Source organism: Streptococcus oralis (assembly GCF_003944215.1).
In the GTDB taxonomy this organism is placed as follows: domain Bacteria; phylum Bacillota; class Bacilli; order Lactobacillales; family Streptococcaceae; genus Streptococcus; species Streptococcus oralis_BI.
On record NZ_RJVZ01000001.1, the window covers coordinates 27,116 to 42,208 of the forward strand.

Consider the following 15,093-nt stretch of genomic DNA (forward strand, 5'->3'; position numbering starts at 1 on the left):
TCCTTATTAAGCAGATTTGTGAGAAACATAGACTCCGTCTTGTTTTGATTGCAAGACGAAAAGGTCATGATACAAACGGTTTTGATACAAGTATCCGTCACCTTCTGTGTGTTGACCAGGGGCGAAAAGATAGATTGAGTTGAACTTAGCCTTGGCAATTACTGCTGGTTTAGCAACGATCAAGAAGTTAATGTTTTTACCGTCTGAAGCCTTGACAAAGCCTTCAGTGAAGTCAAACTTAGTCTTGAAGCGTGCATCGTCCCAAACTTCGATAAGCTGAACTCCGTCAAGTGAAGTGACACGAGTATCGATTCCTTGAGGCGACGTAGTAGCGATTGAGCGTGTGAACTCTTTAGAACGTTCCAAGAAATCCATAACCTCGCTAGAAACATACATAACGATGTTTTTAGCGCCGTATTTACGAACTGGCAAAAGGGCATCTTTCAATTTGGTGTAGATGTTCACTTCTGACAGATCATCTTCCGACTTGAAGTGGCTGTTTGTGATAGCTTCTGTAGCAATTTTAGAGAAGCGGTAAGCGTCCACTTCGGGAGTTGCGTGTTCTGTGATGAATGTGTTAGATACGTTAGCAGCTGAAAGTTCTTGGTTGGTTTCGTCAACGTCTGCAGCATCCACGAAGAACTCGACGTCGCGGTCAAATCCGAGCGTGTAGACTTTCTTGTCGTTTGAAACTGTACCAGCGTTGTAGCCTTTAGAGCGAGTATGCGCTTTGTAGCCAGTCACTGAAATAGTCGGCAATTCGAACGACTTAGCGCCCAACCAGTTTACTTGTGGTGTTTCCAAAATGCTTGTAAGTGCGCCTTGCATCAATTTCTTTTCAAAGGTGCCCTCGTGTTTAGTGATGTAGTTAATTGTCATTGATCATTCTCCTGTTAGTTGTTTAATCCTAGAGCCTTTAAAAAGGCATCTTCTTGATTCGTTCCAGCCGTTGGATTTCCTCCGGCCGAAAATGTCGGCTTTTTCTCCTCGACTTGCTCTGTGCGACCAAACTGAGGATATTTCTGCAATACTTGGCCAATAGCATCTTCAATAGACACCTCATCGGATACCAAACGAGCAGATAGAGTGATGACATCGTCTACAGATTCGGCATTTACTCCCAAAGTTAAAGCTGACAACTTAGCTTCTAGATTTTTCTTATCCGATAAAGCCTGTTCCAGTTCTTTCTCTTTAGTGGCAAGCGCTTCTGACTGTTTCTCAGCCTCACTCTTCTGTGAGTCTTTCCACTCTTTGAGTTGTTGAAGCCCTTCTTTAGCACTTTTGACATCTTCGAATCCTAGGCTTTTGAAGATTTTCTCTTGTGCTTTTCTTGACTCCTTAGCTACAAGACCAGTCACCTCATCTTGAGTGAATGTCTTGACAGGTTGTTCTTGAGTTTGCGACTCAGTGGTTTCTCCAGTATTTGCCGACTGGTCAGCTTGTGTTTGAATGTCTTCTGCCATTCTTCCGTCCTCCTAAAATTAGGTATTATCTTCCGTTCTTTACCGCCTGCGGATAAAGGCAAGCAAAAAAACCGCCTCGATTTCGACACGGTTTATAGTGGTTTATAGCAATTTATTGCATGAAAAAAGCGCCTAGATTGTTCTAAGCGCTAAGTTTTACTAACTGTTTTACCTGTTCATAGTATGGCGTTAGGAAATTGATAAATCCTTGCTTATCACTTGGGTCATGTTCCTCTAAGAACATCATCAGCTCAAAGTCATTGAGAGCGTCAAACATTTCAGGGTTTTCATTGTCCCAAGCCTCGGCAAAGTCTTCATCTTCTCCGAAAAAGGCGTTAAACTTGAAGGAGAAATCCCAAAAATTATCAATCCGACCATTGACAGCTTGCTCTAGCATGTCTAATACTTGTTGGCTGTATTTCATAATGGTTTAAATCCTTTCAGTTTTTTACGTTTCATCATAGTTACTACAATATCTGTATCAGGCTCAGTGATATAGAGGATACCGTTATAGTATCTTGCAAGTCTGCCATTCTGCTCCGATACATAATTAGGTGGTAGAGAAAAGGCTGTCTTTACTGTTTCATAATTATAAGCAAACGTGCCGTCTTTGCGCCTCATACGTTCTATGTAGCGTGCTATTGCATGGTCTCCAAACGTTATGCCAGCATTTTTGAAATTAAAGTAAGCCTCCACCGCCTGCTGTTTCTGCTTGTCAGACAGTTTCTCTTGAATGTCCCCTTTGAAATAATTGACAATCCTATTATCATGCCTCAAGGAGTCTTTTTCAGAGTGGCTTAGAGCCTGAAAATCACTATAAGATTTAGGTGCTTTATTCCCTAAATTTTGTAGTATTTCAGAATACTCCTTTTTGGAGCGTTTGTCAATAGTTTTGTATAACTTTTGGACTGCATCATCATTGTAGCGATATCTTTCTCTTTCCTCATCCCGTTTCAGGGATGGGTGCTTATCGATGTAATCTTTCAAAGCAGCGTTTTGAGTGCCTATCTTACTCTTGTACTTGTCTATCAGTTCTTTATCGCCTAATTTCTCAGCGACGTGTAGTTTTTCCTTATTCGCTCTGATAGACCGTTCTAGAGCTCTCTGCTTAGCTTCGGCGTTAGCATTCTCTATCGCTTGCTCTGGACTAACTGACTCAACGTCCTCGCCCAAATCTGGCTTGTAGTTCGCTCCTGGGATGAACGGAGTTAGCATGTGGCCACAGTTAATACCAAGGCACCCTTCAGGCCGACCGTAACCATAATCTGACAAAGCTAAAATCTTCTCGCCATGTTCGACCCTAGCCCGGCCAGTCGTTACTATCTCATGTTGCAAAGGGGCGCACGACTTGCGAGCTGACGCCTTTTTTGAAAAATAAAAGGTATCAACGCCCAGCTCTTCAGCTGGTCTTGTTCGCATTTCTCGATAAGTTCGATAGGTTGTCGTCTTGATGACTGTTCGAGCGTAGTTGTCTATCTTCCAGTTACGTCCAGCGCTATCTTTGAAACCTTGAAAACCTTTCTCTTGCCACTTCATGACCGTGTCAGAGATGGCTTTATCTGCCGTTGACAAGCCTGTGACCACTCTAGCGACAGATTGTTCAATGATGCCTTGATAAGCACCGATAACGGCTTTAGGAAGCGTTGTGTTGATTAGGTTGTGGATATCTCCGACGGCTTGACTTGCATAGTCAGCAAGAATTTCTTGAATGTGATTGCTATTTCCTGCAGATCCACGCCCTAAATCTTCCATGAGTTGTTGCTTCGTGTCCGTGTAGAGCTTCAAACCCTCATTTTCGACGATATAGCGTAGTTGCTCTTCAGCGACTCCAGAGTATTTAGAGATTAGCTTCAGGTTCTCCTCGTTCAGCATGTGCATCTGTTGCATCTTCTCGAGTTGCCAGATGTACGGTTGCTTATCAAGATAGACAGTGCCACGTTCCGTCACACGTTCAACCACGTTGTCAAACAAATCCAAGGCTAACTGATGATAAATATCTGCGACATTGCTCGCTTGAAGCAGCAGTTGCTCGTCATTGAACTGGATTGGTGGTCTCTTCTTTTTTACCATGGATAGCCTCTTCTATTCCTTCTACCATTTTTTTTGCTAGTATTCTCCGTCCTAGTGAGGGGCTTTCAAGTCCTATAAACGACCTTAGATGTTGAATTAGGTTCATTTAATCATTCTCCATAGATATCAATATCCTCTTGTGTTCGCTGACTGTTAGCCGTGTCCATCGTTTCCTGATTGATTGCCTGAATCATTTTCTTGGCGTCAAGCTCTGACATGTTGAAAGCTTTCTGGATAGCGTGAGCCTTGCTGACAATGCCACTGGCCAAAGCCTTGGTCCAATAATCAAGCTCGTTGTTCTTGTCTGTGAATACTCCGTCATCGAGATTGATTGCAATCTTCTCCATTTGAGGAATCGGGCCGTTGTATAGACCGTAAAGGCTGCCGAGCTCACAGATTGAGATAATCAACTCTTTCAAAGACTGCTCAACCAAGCTTACAATGCTGTTTCTCATTTGATAGGTATCCGAGTTTTCAGAAACGACCTCTGTCGCAGTCTTCAAGCTCTGCCCGTCAAATGTAAACATTCCAGCCGATACACCTAGGAGCATTTCAAAAAGCGCTAGGCCTTCGTTAATGGTCTTGATGTAATCATCTGCTCTGATTGCAGTAGTCAAGTCTGTGATGCTTCCACCATCCATGTCGCTAGTAGATAAGCGCAAGTAGACATTCTGCTCTGTATCAAACCGCTTGACAAGCTGGGCGTCTCCGTCAATGTTGACCATTCGAGTTTCTGTAAGGTTCTCAGGAACTGCCACTCTGCGTTGGCCCATCTTAACTTCCCACTTGAACTCGTCATAGGTCGTATTAATGAAATCAATCGTGCTCTTGGCATTGTCGAAGATAGACAAGCCTAGAGGCGAATTGATGTCCTTGTTGTTCATACCTGGAGGTTTAAGGTATGAAAAAAGCGGTCTTGTTAGACCGTCTAGTTCAACTTGTTCTTCTAGATCCTCGTAGACTTCAGCTAGAGGAACACGTCCACCTACTTGTTCAGAGCTTTCAGACCTGTATAGTTCGTTAGTGATGATGTACTTCCCGTCGCTTGACCACTCGTGGAACTCAATCAACGTGTAGTAGATGTTCTTCTGACCTGAAGCCTTAATCGTCTTAGTGACAATAGCAGCGCTTGAAATGTCTTGCGTGTTGCTTTGCAACGGCAAAAAGACAGGCGCTTGAACGAATGACACTCTCACTCGTCCATTATCCACATAAGGCCTCATGGCAAGACCTCCAAGGGCCAAACAGCTCTCAAGATAGCGCTCAAAGTTCTTGTTAAAGCGGTCATTCTTCAAGGTTTCTTGAATGAATGTGTTTGCTTCTTTATCGTCCAATTTAATCGAAGCTTGTTCATTGAATACCAGGCTTGCAATCTTCTTAGCAGCGGTTCGAGCGATTGGCAAATGAGTTGCTTCTCTTTGCTTCTTGGCTCCGTCTGTATTTATGTAAGTGATTTTGTCAGCGTTGCTCTGATAGTATCTTAAATTCTCGTTGATCCGACGATACTCTGCGCTTGTCACTGCGATTTTAGGATGGTCTGTGATACTTGCTAGACTTTCTGTAGTCATTGCGTACTGTCCTCTCTTCAATAGATTTTTGACAAATTGAATAATGCCCATTTATCGGCTCCTTATTGCTAAAAATTAGCGTAACGCTTATAGAATACGTTCACACTATATCTGAACTCGTCCATTGCGTGGTTATCTTTATCAATTGGTCGGCCGTTATCGTCACGGCTATAAAGACCAATCTCTTTCAAGAAATAGTAATGGTCGTACTCTTCTTCTTGATGATTGATAAGCAAGAACTGACCTGAAGATATAATGTTCTGGCCACGTTCAATCCCTACCTCGATACCTTTCGCTTTACTGCTGACATCGTGAGCATTATTCAAAGCCCCTCTTGTCTGAATCCCTAGCTTGTGCAATTCCTCTCGTAAGGATCTACACGCTGGGTCAATCCAGACATCGGTATAGCGCATTTGATACTTGCTAACACACCACTGAATAAACGCTCGAAGCTCGACAGCATAAGTAGACATAGCCTTTACTTGGCCAGTCTCAGCACCACTATGATAGTAATGAGCTACACGATTGAGCCTAAAAAAGGTTCTGCCGTCCTCTCTGTGCTTAGTAACGATGTTACAAGACATTGAGGTGGCGTCAGATTGTCCACCATCACCGTTGAAATACATTTCCATAGGTTCGCCTACCAAGTTGTCCTTGATGTTCTTTTCAAGGTCAAACAGGCCATAAATAACGCCCTGAGGCATGACACGCTGACCGAGCACGTCTCTCTTGTAGAGATAAGGATTTTTCTTAAGCGATTGAATAATAGATTGCTTACGCTCTTCAGACAGAATCGGATTGTCGTCCATGGTCCAATGCGTCCAGCGTGTGTTTTGAACGTCAAATACATCCTTAATGACTGGATGTTGTGGAGCTGGAGGGTTCAGGTCAGCTAGATGATAGCGTAGTTTAGCAGCCCACGTCCGTCTGAATGCTTCCTGAATAAAATCCATATTCAGTAGGTTTATCTCACAAAAGACTACCGATCCTAGTGACATACCAGTGATAGCTCCCACACTGTTGGCTTTACCTCCACCTTTGTAGTAAACTCGTTTAGTTCCGCTGGGGGTATTGATTAAGAGGTGGTCTCCGTGCTCATCATGCTTGATTTTGCAATTACCATCGAAGATGTGCATCAGACCTGTACCGTCACCGTCGATAAACAGACGGTAGGCTTGCTCTTGATTGTATGCAGCTATCAAATGGTTTTCGTCTGGTGACTCAATCAAATATCTTGCGTATCTGAAATGACCAGCAGTTGTCTTACCACTTCGAGGCGTGCCCTCGTTGACCTCAAGCTCATAGTTGAACGGCCTACGAATGATGTTGAGTTGTTTGTTTGAAAAATCAATCTTCAACCTCATCACCACCTTTTACCGCATTTAAGAGAGCTTCCATGAGAGTAGTATCGGACTTAGAGTCTTGATTTCTCTCAATCTTGATTTTGAGCAATTCAATCTCTTGTCTGATTTTCTCATCTGTCAACTCAAAGTCTTTCCACGCCATATTGTTCATGCCATCCAAAGCTGAAAGAAAGGCATTTGAATTAGCTTGTCTAATACCTTCATTCTCGATACTTGCTCTAGCCTTGTTTTTAAGCCATTCATACTCGTTAAAAGCCTGTTCTCTGGACCATAAGGACATGTTCGAGAACTGTTTGAGTAACTCACGATACCTAACCCTTACCTCACCCTTATTGAAAATAGCAGATGCTTTATTGTCAACTACTGCATCGCTCATTTTTTCGGCTTTGTAAGCCTGTCTATATGCTTGTCTTTGAGATAGTCCGGAGATTATCCCTTGGACAAATAGCTCTTGTTTTGGGGTTAATTTATCCACTCACCGGACTACCTCCTTTCCGACAAAATAAAAAGCCACTCAAAGAGTGACTGTATGCGGTAAGTGGGTGCCTCCCCCACCAGAGCCTTATATAGCGCTACTTTATCTCTGTCCTACAGGTTAATCAGCCTAAATCTAATTACCGCCCTGTACCCCTATTGTGATAGCTACTCACAGAGATACAATTGGAACGACAGGACTCGAACCTGCCTACGTTTCAGACCCTTTATAGTCATATCGCTCCACCAACTGAGCTACGTTCCAACTGCAAGTAGACTACAGACTTGCGTGTTAATTAGAAATTACTTTTTTCTTTTTTATTTTTTGTAGTCTTTTTTGCGATATTAAAACATCCTACTCTATCGCCACTGGTAACCCAAGCCAGCAGTTTTTCAGAAGCTTTTCTAGGCGGTTGCCTAAGGTGCCTTTGTTTAATTATTGATACTACCATTCTAACAGATTTTAGACTTCATGCGCACTCACTTTAGCTCACTTTGTCTATGATAGTCTCCTCTAGTTCAGACTCAGCCTGTTTGCGTAATCTGTAATAGGTTGCCTTACTAATTCTCAAATTGTCGCAAATATCCTCAATGTATGTCTTAGTAATGTAAGTCATTCTAAGGACGGACCTACTTTTTGGATTTTTAAGCCTATTGATCATTCTACCTAGTTCAAGCTTTCTGTTGATAACCTTTTTAGTATCCTGTTCTATAGCCTGTTTCATCACTACAAGCTGAGTATAGACGTCATCAACTTTTCTAGTTTGACCGCCTTGGACTTTGACGTCTGTCCACTTAGGACTTGAGAGCAAACCAGCCTCAAGTTCTTTGATTTCATCTATACGGCTTTGAATGTCCATATCCAGATCCTGCAACTCTTTCAAGAGCTCTTTAGCCTTCACTCTCTGTCTCCTTTGTGATATAATAATCTTATTAGGAATTTAGCTGAGGTAGAGAGTGCCTTGGCTTTTTTTATGCCCAAGAAATATGAATTTTCTTGTCAGAAACATACTCAGAACCGCTGAATAAATCTTTAGAATAGTATAGTTTGTATTCCACTAAAAAACCTGGCCCTAGCAGTTGTTTTATTGCTTCTATCGTCTTTGTATCATCTAAGCGACGTTTAATGTATTCATCTCTAACCGATAACACATTAATTAAATGACCTGTATAGCCTTGCTGGGCTGATACTTTTATTTTTTGTTCTAGGTTGTATTCCTTAAAATACCTCTCAAACCATTTAGCGTGACTCTCTGAATTTAATCGTTTCACCTCATCAATTAGTGTCATTTCTTTACCTCCAAAAAATTATTTTTTTTTAGTAGCTATTGAGTATCCTCATCGTCTTTTCATAGCTTAGATGTACTTTTGCTCCCTGTGTACGGATATTTTTTTGGTCTCATTGTTTCTCCTCACTAACTTTCTAACGCACAAATTCATTGACCAGATCGCTGATAAGAAACTTCCAATCAGATTCTCTAAAGGTCAAAAAACGATCTGCGGTCAAATTTCTAATCCTTCTATAAAAGAGTATCTTTAGTTGAATTGATTCACCAACAGTAAGGAAGATGCCAGGGAAGCGATGCACTGAATGTACTCTATTACCATACCCAGAAATATCTAAATGTATTACCATTTCTGGATATGAACGCCCAAAATTAGCTTCAACTCCGAAATCAACTTTGACCTCTTCTACAATTGGAATCTCGTTAAAAATTGGTCGTGCAGAAAATAATGGCGACGAGACTTTTTGCCCTTTTCTTCTTCCTGAATATGGATATTTACAAGGTTTCATTTTACCTCCTATATTTTATCTTTTAGATTTCCTTTTGCCGATTAGTTCAACTAAACTTCCTACAAGGAATACCAACCCTCCAAAAAGGAAAGAATGCACTAACAAAACTGGTATTAAATAAGGTTTGATTGGAAAAATTGAAAATACCCATGTAAAATACCATTCAATAAGCCCGCAAATAGCAAGAAAAACGACTGCAGCTGTTGATAACATCAATGTTACTGCTCCAATACCTTTTAGAAAGTCACTCATCTTTCACCTCCTCGATCTTGATTCCTGGACAATCGAATACCCAGCCGAAATCATACGAAACTACATCTTTCTTCGTAAGTTCGTAGCACTTTTTTGAAAAATTAGTGCATTTTGTAAAAAGAAGCACTACGGGAGAAAAATGTCCGTATTTATCTGCTAAGTCAGCATTTTGGTTGACGAGATATAAGTCCCCGTCATTTCTGTTTAGAAGTGTTATTTTGTATTTTTTCTCCTCCTCAACTGTATAGCCGTCCAGCCACGCTCGAGCGAATGTTTCTTGGTTGCTCGTCTTTTTAATCCATAATATTAAATCGAAACTTTGGTTGTTTTCTTTCATAAAGTTTGGATTCATAGCAGTATATAGACTAGTCGTCAAATTTTCTTTACAAACCTCAATCCAAACCGCCACAAATTGTGGGATTTTCACTTTTTCAGGCTCGTCTAGTTGTTCCAAATCTTTTAAGAATAGCTGACAAGCTGCCTTTGCTCCAATATCAAATAAACCATTTTCATATTCTTTATACTTCTTAATCAATTCCTGTTTCTTCATTCTTCCTGCTCCTTAACTTATCTTGTGACTTTCCAGTTCACCAAATTCGTGGCCGTGGCTTACGAAATACGAGCCAATCAGGATTGCATCTGCTTCGTCATCTTTGACGTTCAGACAAAAACCATCGGCCACTTTAGCAACTGCCTGCAACTTCATTGATTTCTTACTTCGGTCTTTATAGCTGAACTTCCAATACTTGCGCCAAGTCGAAACATTCACAAAATACACATTGTCAGCGACTAACCGTCCAAGAATAATCCCTGTCACAATTCCGATGCTGATCATAGACTGCTGATTAGGACCCATGACCGAGTTTTTCTCGACCACAATCGATTCAAAATGGCAGTCATACTTCTGGAGCGCTCTCGATTGAATCGCTCGCAGTTCGCTAGCCATGAACCGACCACGCTCAAAGAAAGACTTGCTTTTATGTTTTAAGACACCACTCTGGACAAGGTCAGAGCCGTGAAATACGGCCCATCCTGTCGCAGTAGTTGAAATGTCTAACGATAATGTCAGAGATTTCATTGCAACTCTCCCTTGATTCCACAGAGGTCAAAGAGATTTCGCTTGTTGTTCTCAATGAACTCAAAGAACTTCTGAAGTTCGGCCAAGTGGCGTTTCTCCCTCTTGACTCCAAGGCTCGTATGATACTCTGTTGGCGTTTTCGGCGTTACCCTGATGTCTAGCCAATAGAGAGGCTCGAACACGTCGCCGCTTGTATCGAGAGAAGCATCTGCATCCGTATTTCTGAAATGCATCTGCATATCATATTCAATTTTGTTTGTAATCGTGATGTTCTTATCTACGATTTCTAGTGTGATACTTGTTCCTGGTATGTCGATTTTATTTAGCATTTATTTTTCTCCTTTATGCGTGTTTTGTATTTTTGTTGATTTCTACCAGCCATTGTTCTGCAGCTTGCCGGATATTCTCCGGAGCCGATAAATTGTGCTTGCCTCTGATTTGGATAATCCGTCCTGATTGGTATTCCATAGTGAAAAACGGCTTGTCTGGTTCATCTTTTGACCTAACGAATATGATTGTTGTTTTGCCGTTTGCATGATCTTGAGTATATCTAGCACTTCCAACACAATGAGATAGCGCCTTTCCTTCCAAAATCAATTCTCCCGAATTATACGCTGGCTTAAAGAGATACTGGCCTACCACTTTCTCGTATTTGGCCAAAGATTTCTGGCGCTTCTCGAACTTGCGCTGTTCAATCTCGCTCTTGTGCTGAATAAGCAATTTAACTGCATTGTCATGCGCTTTGACCAAATCTTTTGGCATGATGAGATTGTCAGTATCGATAGAAACATTGAGCTCGTTCAACATGCTGATATAGTCTACATAGTAATCAAAATTAACTTTGTTTTTTAAGAACCAATTCTGGAACCTGTTCATTTTGGCAGCTTTTGGGATTTTGTTGATGTCTTGATAAGTCAGGACTTTTTCAATCCCAGGAGCAAGCGTACCACCTCGTGATTTGATGCGACGTTCTAGCTCGTAATCTCTGAAGGACCTATCCGTATTTTTGAAAAATCGTTTATTTTCATGAAGCCATTTCTTTGTTACGACACGGCAATCAACCGCCTTTCTCACATGCCATCCGTCATATTCCATAACATCATAAGCAAGGTCTATAGCCATCCTCCAGGCATTTATTTTCTGCAGGAACTCGATTTCAGAGCGGTATTTATACATGTGCGGCAAATGGTAGTAGCATAATCCACAAGGAAATTCTAAATACTTCAATTCAGAAATCTCTCGAATCTTATTTTCCCAATTGTTTTCAAAGAACACTGTCCCTGAGTAAGCCCCTTGTCCTGTAAAATTAGGAGTCAGACCTGGAGTGTAGACTCCGTACCTTTCGGTTAGTTGTATGACTCGATTGTCGCTCATCTGCTCAAAGTTTGTAAGTTGCATCCTGATAGATTGCTTGCCATTCGTATATCGCGACCAGAATCCGTACGATTGAATTTCAATTCGTTTGCACGTCACAAGCACAATTGCAAAACTGTAGAATTTATCGTAAAAGTCTAATCTGCTCGACTTTGTCAACCTTTTTTCAATTACTCTGCAACCTGTCCGGTCGCTCTGAATCGTTTGAGATTTGTTAGACCATTTGATGGTCGAGATCTGCGAATAGCACCAGTCGAAGAATTTTTGGGGCGGTTTCAAACGTCCATCAATAATTTTTTGATTTTTTGTCATGCTAATTCTCCGAATAAATCGAGCTGACCGTCAATAACATTTTTCTGTTTTTTGACTTTTTTAGATTTTGGTTTTTCAGGTTGTTGGCCGACTACTACAGTTGCATGGATAGCCTCGACCTTTTTAGTTTTGCCAGTAAAATACTTATAGACCCAGCCAAATACAGTAGAGTCGTCTACCATCGCACAAGATCCCGACTTATGGCTTTTAGCTTGATTTGCACAATATTTCAAAGCTTCTTTGATGGATTTCTTGTCGGCCAAAACCCCTTCAAAGAGTTTCTCGTCTTCTTGATCACAAATCCAATTGTGGATAGCGTCCTCAGCTGGTCCATGGTCCTTCTTCATTTCCTCTAGTAACTTGGCCAGAGCTTTTTCTTTGATTTCATTCATTTCATTTCAAAAAATGCGACTGCCTTTGTGATAATTGGCTAAATACGGGCAGTCGCTCGTCCAAGGTCACATGACCTTCATTGACGTTTTCTAGTTCGCAGTTTTACAAGAATACACGGCTTGTTTAATTTTGAGTTGTTTCCATTTTGGAAATAGTTGGTTTTGGGTTATTTTGATTTTTCAACAGCAAACATATCCTCGAATTCATCTGTCTGCTCTTTGAACTTCATCGGGCTGTCCCCTCTGAAATAAAATCCATTGTCATCCAATTCGCCTTTGACTCCCGTCGCCCAAGACAAGAAAATTGAGCCTTGGCAGTCAGGGCAATTCATGAATGTAAAGTAAGATGGGACTTTCCACCGCTTCGCACATCCACAAAACGGGCATTGCAAATCAACATCTACCTTCTCGCTTGGTTTCTGCGAAATCGCTGTGCTTCCGCTAAATTTTGCAGATAACTTGTCCTTCGCTGCTTTGATATTGACAGGATCAATTTCAGCTAACTTCTCAGCATCAATTTTTAAAACGGCCCCTGCATTCTCGGGATCTTTCTGACTTAAATCCTCAAGAATTTCGTCAGACCCTGTGATCATCTGATAGGCTTTGAATAAGGTTTGATAATCAAGTTCCTGCGCTCGTTCAAAACTCAATTTTACGTCATCTTGTTCAATATAGATTTTCATTCTTTCCTCGCTTTTTCTAAAAGATTACTACCCATTTTTCGGTAATATGATGGGTTCTTGCATATTCTTTCACAGCCATTTCTTCGGCTTGGGTGCGACTATATGCCAAAACATGATAGAAAGCCTGTGTCTGTCTATTGACACCCCAGTTACACCTAATCTCATAGAATTTCAACTCTTTATTGCTAGACCAAAAGTGGGATGACCGCTTGCCTAGCTTGTATGTTTCTCTATCGACTCTCATAATTTGGGGATCAGTCATCAGACCACCTCCACACGTTGACTCAGCGCTTTCGTTTTGCAGTATTCGCAATGACCGCACGGCTTCGCCTTCTCTTCGCCTCGCTTGACCTTATCAAGATGCTGAATCAGCATAGACAGCTCAGTCAGCTCATAGTCGAGTTTTTCCTGCGATTGGAAAACAATCGCCCGGGTATCAGGCGTCGACTCTTTCGTCACTGCGTAAATAATAGGGGTGAACTCTTTGCCGTACTGATTTTCCAGCATCTTCTTGTAAGCAGCCATTTGAAGGACATATCCCCAAGCCTCGAACCAGCGGACTTGAATATTTCGTCCGCTTGCTTCATCCTGAACCCAGACCATACTATCAATGTCAGATTTCGTGGTCTTAATATCCACGAAATACCCTTTTTCAACATTGAGGCAGTCAATCTTACCTTTGAATTCCACTCCTTCGATTTCGCCTGTGACAGCAACCTCTTTCTGACCGACATAAAACTCCATAAATTGCTTGTCGGCCTCCAGTCGCTCAATCATGCGCTGGCCGACCAAGAAGTCAGATTTTAACTGACCTTTGGTCTTTCCGGATTTTGAAATCATGGCATCTGCGTTTTCATCCATAAATTTCTTATGTACTTCTGGACTTTCAAAATAGCTGTGGACCATGTTCCCGACCAAGAGAGCTGTGTTGTCTCTCTGGTCTTCCCATTCTCCTTCCAGCTCCGCTAACGCCCGTGCTTCGCACTCTCTAAATCGCTTATATTGCGAGATAGACCAGTAGCGACGTGCTGAAGCTGCTGAATAGTAGTCTTTACCAAGTAAATCCATTGTCATTCCATTTCCACCCTTTCAGCCTTGCTTGCCATTTCAGGCATTACTCGGACAATAATCCCTAACTCTTGAGAAATAGCCTTGAATTGCTCTTTGACTTGACGCATATTTTTTTCAGGGAAAATAATTTCCATATTTTGGTATCGATAACCATATTTTTTAGCCACATCATCAGAAGCCATATTTTGCGATTTTTGGCCTACTCCTTGTTCGTGGGCACTATTACCCTCCGAACTCGTTTCAGGCTCAAATTCTGGCTGATTTTGGGTGTAGGATTGATTCTGAGTGTTTCGTTCTGCTTCCGCTTGAGCTTGTCTCATTTCAGCTGCATCTGCGTGCAGGACATTGATAACATCCAAAACTGATTTACCTTCTTTGAGCATATCAACGTATTTTTGAGGAGCTAGATCATTATCCTCTGCAATGGCTGTCATTTCCTCGATACGCTTTTTAAGCTCTTCCTCCGCCTTGGCTTTGTCTGCCAGGTCTTTATCGTCTAAAATAGCTTGCAGGATATCCTCCAGCTTGGCGCCCCCTTCATAAAGTCGGATATAGACAACTGGGCCAAAGCCGGCCTTGGCAGCTGCTTCTGTTATCTGGATAAGTCCGGCCTCGCGTTGCTGTTTTTTGGTTGCTTCTTCTGCGACCAAATCAACAATCATCTTAGAGGTCGCTTGATTGATCCGCACATTGTCAGCCATGAAGCACTTTTTCTTGCTAAAATCGTCAAAGTAAATAGCAAACAGCTTGATATCGAGATCAACTCCGCTATCTGCGATTGCAGATTCAAAAGCTTCTCTGACTGTTTCCTTGCGAGCTTCTGTCGCTCTCTCTTCAAATTCTTTAATTTGATTTTTGATGTCAGCCTGCAAAGTTTTGATAGGGTCTAGGACAGTATTAACCCATGCTTTCACTTCGTCCAACGGATTAGAGTAGTCTTTCAGTTGGTTTTTGAGTTCTTGTTCAATCTGACGTTGCACTCGTCCCAATTCGTCTTTAACCTTGGTGTCATCTGACAAAGTTTCTTCTGTTACGATATAGCCAGCGTATTTCTTTTGATATGCTGCTAAAGCTTGTTCCAAAACCTCCTTGCCTTGGATTTCGATTTCAGCCGCTTTCAGGACAAAGCCGACTTCTAAATCCGTTACTGGAACGAGCTCGAGGCTATCCGTTACATCTTTCAATTCTTCAGTCATT

At 41.7% G+C, this 15,093-nt stretch carries 20 protein-coding genes and 1 tRNA gene; all 21 read right to left on the reverse strand.

The window, feature by feature from the left end:
• Positions 1-6: 6 nt before the first annotated feature.
• Entirely contained in the window at positions 7-879 is an 873-nt protein-coding gene (locus tag D8804_RS00155; protein WP_125398411.1) for a hypothetical protein, read from the reverse strand.
• Positions 880-893: 14 nt separating this feature from the next.
• Positions 894-1,463, reverse strand: a complete 570-nt coding sequence (locus D8804_RS00160; RefSeq protein WP_125398412.1) for a hypothetical protein — start codon at positions 1,461-1,463, stop codon at positions 894-896.
• 142 nt (positions 1,464-1,605) lie between these two features.
• The gene (locus tag D8804_RS00165; RefSeq protein WP_125398413.1) at positions 1,606-1,887 is read right to left on the reverse strand and encodes a hypothetical protein; all 282 of its coding nucleotides are present in this window, start codon (positions 1,885-1,887) and stop codon (positions 1,606-1,608) included.
• The gene (locus tag D8804_RS00170; protein WP_125398414.1) at positions 1,884-3,533 is read right to left on the reverse strand and encodes a phage minor capsid protein; all 1,650 of its coding nucleotides are present in this window, start codon (positions 3,531-3,533) and stop codon (positions 1,884-1,886) included. The genes D8804_RS00165 and D8804_RS00170 overlap by 4 nt, the downstream gene beginning before the upstream one ends.
• A 110-nt stretch (positions 3,534-3,643) precedes the next feature.
• Complete coding sequence (locus D8804_RS00175; protein WP_125398415.1) at positions 3,644-5,152, reverse strand: phage portal protein; 1,509 nt, start codon at positions 5,150-5,152, stop codon at positions 3,644-3,646.
• A 17-nt stretch (positions 5,153-5,169) separates the two neighbouring features.
• Positions 5,170-6,465 carry a PBSX family phage terminase large subunit gene (locus D8804_RS00180; protein ID WP_125398416.1) on the reverse strand — a complete coding sequence of 432 codons (1,296 nt, stop codon included), beginning with the start codon at positions 6,463-6,465 and terminating at the stop codon, positions 5,170-5,172.
• Positions 6,449-6,940, reverse strand: coding sequence for a terminase small subunit (locus D8804_RS00185; RefSeq protein ID WP_125398417.1), 492 nt, complete (start codon positions 6,938-6,940; stop codon positions 6,449-6,451). The genes D8804_RS00180 and D8804_RS00185 overlap by 17 nt, the downstream gene beginning before the upstream one ends.
• Before the next feature lie 185 nt (positions 6,941-7,125).
• Positions 7,126-7,204, reverse strand: a tRNA-OTHER gene (locus D8804_RS00190).
• Positions 7,205-7,424: 220 nt separating this feature from the next.
• Positions 7,425-7,799 (reverse strand): DUF1492 domain-containing protein, encoded by a 375-nt coding sequence (locus D8804_RS00195; RefSeq protein WP_125398535.1) that lies wholly within the window; start codon positions 7,797-7,799, stop codon positions 7,425-7,427.
• Positions 7,800-7,911: 112 nt separating this feature from the next.
• Entirely contained in the window at positions 7,912-8,229 is a 318-nt protein-coding gene (locus D8804_RS00200) for a hypothetical protein (protein ID WP_125398418.1), read from the reverse strand.
• A 133-nt stretch (positions 8,230-8,362) separates the two neighbouring features.
• Entirely contained in the window at positions 8,363-8,734 is a 372-nt protein-coding gene (locus D8804_RS00205; RefSeq protein WP_125398419.1) for a hypothetical protein, read from the reverse strand.
• A gap of 15 nt (positions 8,735-8,749) precedes the next feature.
• A complete protein-coding gene (locus D8804_RS00210; protein ID WP_049490376.1) occupies positions 8,750-8,986 on the reverse strand; it encodes a hypothetical protein in 237 nt (78 codons plus the stop codon).
• Positions 8,979-9,536, reverse strand: a complete 558-nt coding sequence (locus D8804_RS00215) for a DUF1642 domain-containing protein (RefSeq protein ID WP_125398420.1) — start codon at positions 9,534-9,536, stop codon at positions 8,979-8,981. The genes D8804_RS00210 and D8804_RS00215 overlap by 8 nt, the downstream gene beginning before the upstream one ends.
• A gap of 12 nt (positions 9,537-9,548) precedes the next feature.
• Positions 9,549-10,064, reverse strand: a complete 516-nt coding sequence (locus D8804_RS00220; RefSeq protein WP_125398421.1) for a RuvC family protein — start codon at positions 10,062-10,064, stop codon at positions 9,549-9,551.
• On the reverse strand, positions 10,061-10,393 hold the full coding sequence (locus D8804_RS00225; protein ID WP_125398422.1) for a hypothetical protein: 333 nt from the start codon (positions 10,391-10,393) through the stop codon (positions 10,061-10,063). Before D8804_RS00225 ends, D8804_RS00220 begins: the two co-directional genes overlap by 4 nt.
• 13 nt (positions 10,394-10,406) lie before the next feature.
• Entirely contained in the window at positions 10,407-11,750 is a 1,344-nt protein-coding gene (locus D8804_RS00230) for a PcfJ domain-containing protein (protein ID WP_125398423.1), read from the reverse strand.
• Positions 11,747-12,142 (reverse strand): Cas9 inhibitor AcrIIA9 family protein, encoded by a 396-nt coding sequence (locus D8804_RS00235; protein WP_125398424.1) that lies wholly within the window; start codon positions 12,140-12,142, stop codon positions 11,747-11,749. Before D8804_RS00235 ends, D8804_RS00230 begins: the two co-directional genes overlap by 4 nt.
• Before the next feature lie 167 nt (positions 12,143-12,309).
• Positions 12,310-12,825, reverse strand: coding sequence for a hypothetical protein (locus tag D8804_RS00240; protein WP_125398425.1), 516 nt, complete (start codon positions 12,823-12,825; stop codon positions 12,310-12,312).
• 16 nt (positions 12,826-12,841) lie between these two features.
• The gene (locus D8804_RS00245) at positions 12,842-13,087 is read right to left on the reverse strand and encodes a hypothetical protein (RefSeq protein ID WP_042902472.1); all 246 of its coding nucleotides are present in this window, start codon (positions 13,085-13,087) and stop codon (positions 12,842-12,844) included.
• Positions 13,087-13,899 carry a PD-(D/E)XK nuclease-like domain-containing protein gene (locus tag D8804_RS00250; protein WP_125398426.1) on the reverse strand — a complete coding sequence of 271 codons (813 nt, stop codon included), beginning with the start codon at positions 13,897-13,899 and terminating at the stop codon, positions 13,087-13,089. Before D8804_RS00250 ends, D8804_RS00245 begins: the two co-directional genes overlap by 1 nt.
• Entirely contained in the window at positions 13,896-15,092 is a 1,197-nt protein-coding gene (locus tag D8804_RS00255) for a DUF1351 domain-containing protein (protein ID WP_125398427.1), read from the reverse strand. The genes D8804_RS00250 and D8804_RS00255 overlap by 4 nt, the downstream gene beginning before the upstream one ends.
• Between the last annotated feature and the right edge of the window lies 1 nt (position 15,093).

Excerpts from the sequence above, each read along its gene's own strand:
- D8804_RS00155 (WP_125398411.1), bottom strand. The coding sequence starts at position 879 with ATGACAATTAACTACATCACTAAACACGAGGGCACCTTTGAAAAGAAA.
- D8804_RS00160 (WP_125398412.1), bottom strand. The coding sequence starts at position 1,463 with ATGGCAGAAGACATTCAAACACAAGCTGACCAGTCGGCAAATACTGGA.
- D8804_RS00165 (WP_125398413.1), bottom strand. The coding sequence starts at position 1,887 with ATGAAATACAGCCAACAAGTATTAGACATGCTAGAGCAAGCTGTCAAT.
- D8804_RS00170 (WP_125398414.1), bottom strand. The coding sequence starts at position 3,533 with ATGGTAAAAAAGAAGAGACCACCAATCCAGTTCAATGACGAGCAACTG.
- D8804_RS00175 (WP_125398415.1), bottom strand. The coding sequence starts at position 5,152 with ATGGGCATTATTCAATTTGTCAAAAATCTATTGAAGAGAGGACAGTAC.
- D8804_RS00180 (WP_125398416.1), bottom strand. The coding sequence starts at position 6,465 with ATGAGGTTGAAGATTGATTTTTCAAACAAACAACTCAACATCATTCGT.
- D8804_RS00195 (WP_125398535.1), bottom strand. The coding sequence starts at position 7,799 with ATGGACATTCAAAGCCGTATAGATGAAATCAAAGAACTTGAGGCTGGT.
- D8804_RS00200 (WP_125398418.1), bottom strand. The coding sequence starts at position 8,229 with ATGACACTAATTGATGAGGTGAAACGATTAAATTCAGAGAGTCACGCT.
- D8804_RS00205 (WP_125398419.1), bottom strand. The coding sequence starts at position 8,734 with ATGAAACCTTGTAAATATCCATATTCAGGAAGAAGAAAAGGGCAAAAA.
- D8804_RS00210 (WP_049490376.1), bottom strand. The coding sequence starts at position 8,986 with ATGAGTGACTTTCTAAAAGGTATTGGAGCAGTAACATTGATGTTATCA.
- D8804_RS00215 (WP_125398420.1), bottom strand. The coding sequence starts at position 9,536 with ATGAAGAAACAGGAATTGATTAAGAAGTATAAAGAATATGAAAATGGT.
- D8804_RS00220 (WP_125398421.1), bottom strand. The coding sequence starts at position 10,064 with ATGAAATCTCTGACATTATCGTTAGACATTTCAACTACTGCGACAGGA.
- D8804_RS00225 (WP_125398422.1), bottom strand. The coding sequence starts at position 10,393 with ATGCTAAATAAAATCGACATACCAGGAACAAGTATCACACTAGAAATC.
- D8804_RS00230 (WP_125398423.1), bottom strand. The coding sequence starts at position 11,750 with ATGACAAAAAATCAAAAAATTATTGATGGACGTTTGAAACCGCCCCAA.
- D8804_RS00235 (WP_125398424.1), bottom strand. The coding sequence starts at position 12,142 with ATGAATGAAATCAAAGAAAAAGCTCTGGCCAAGTTACTAGAGGAAATG.
- D8804_RS00240 (WP_125398425.1), bottom strand. The coding sequence starts at position 12,825 with ATGAAAATCTATATTGAACAAGATGACGTAAAATTGAGTTTTGAACGA.
- D8804_RS00245 (WP_042902472.1), bottom strand. The coding sequence starts at position 13,087 with ATGACTGATCCCCAAATTATGAGAGTCGATAGAGAAACATACAAGCTA.
- D8804_RS00250 (WP_125398426.1), bottom strand. The coding sequence starts at position 13,899 with ATGACAATGGATTTACTTGGTAAAGACTACTATTCAGCAGCTTCAGCA.
- D8804_RS00255 (WP_125398427.1), bottom strand. The coding sequence starts at position 15,092 with ATGACTGAAGAATTGAAAGATGTAACGGATAGCCTCGAGCTCGTTCCA.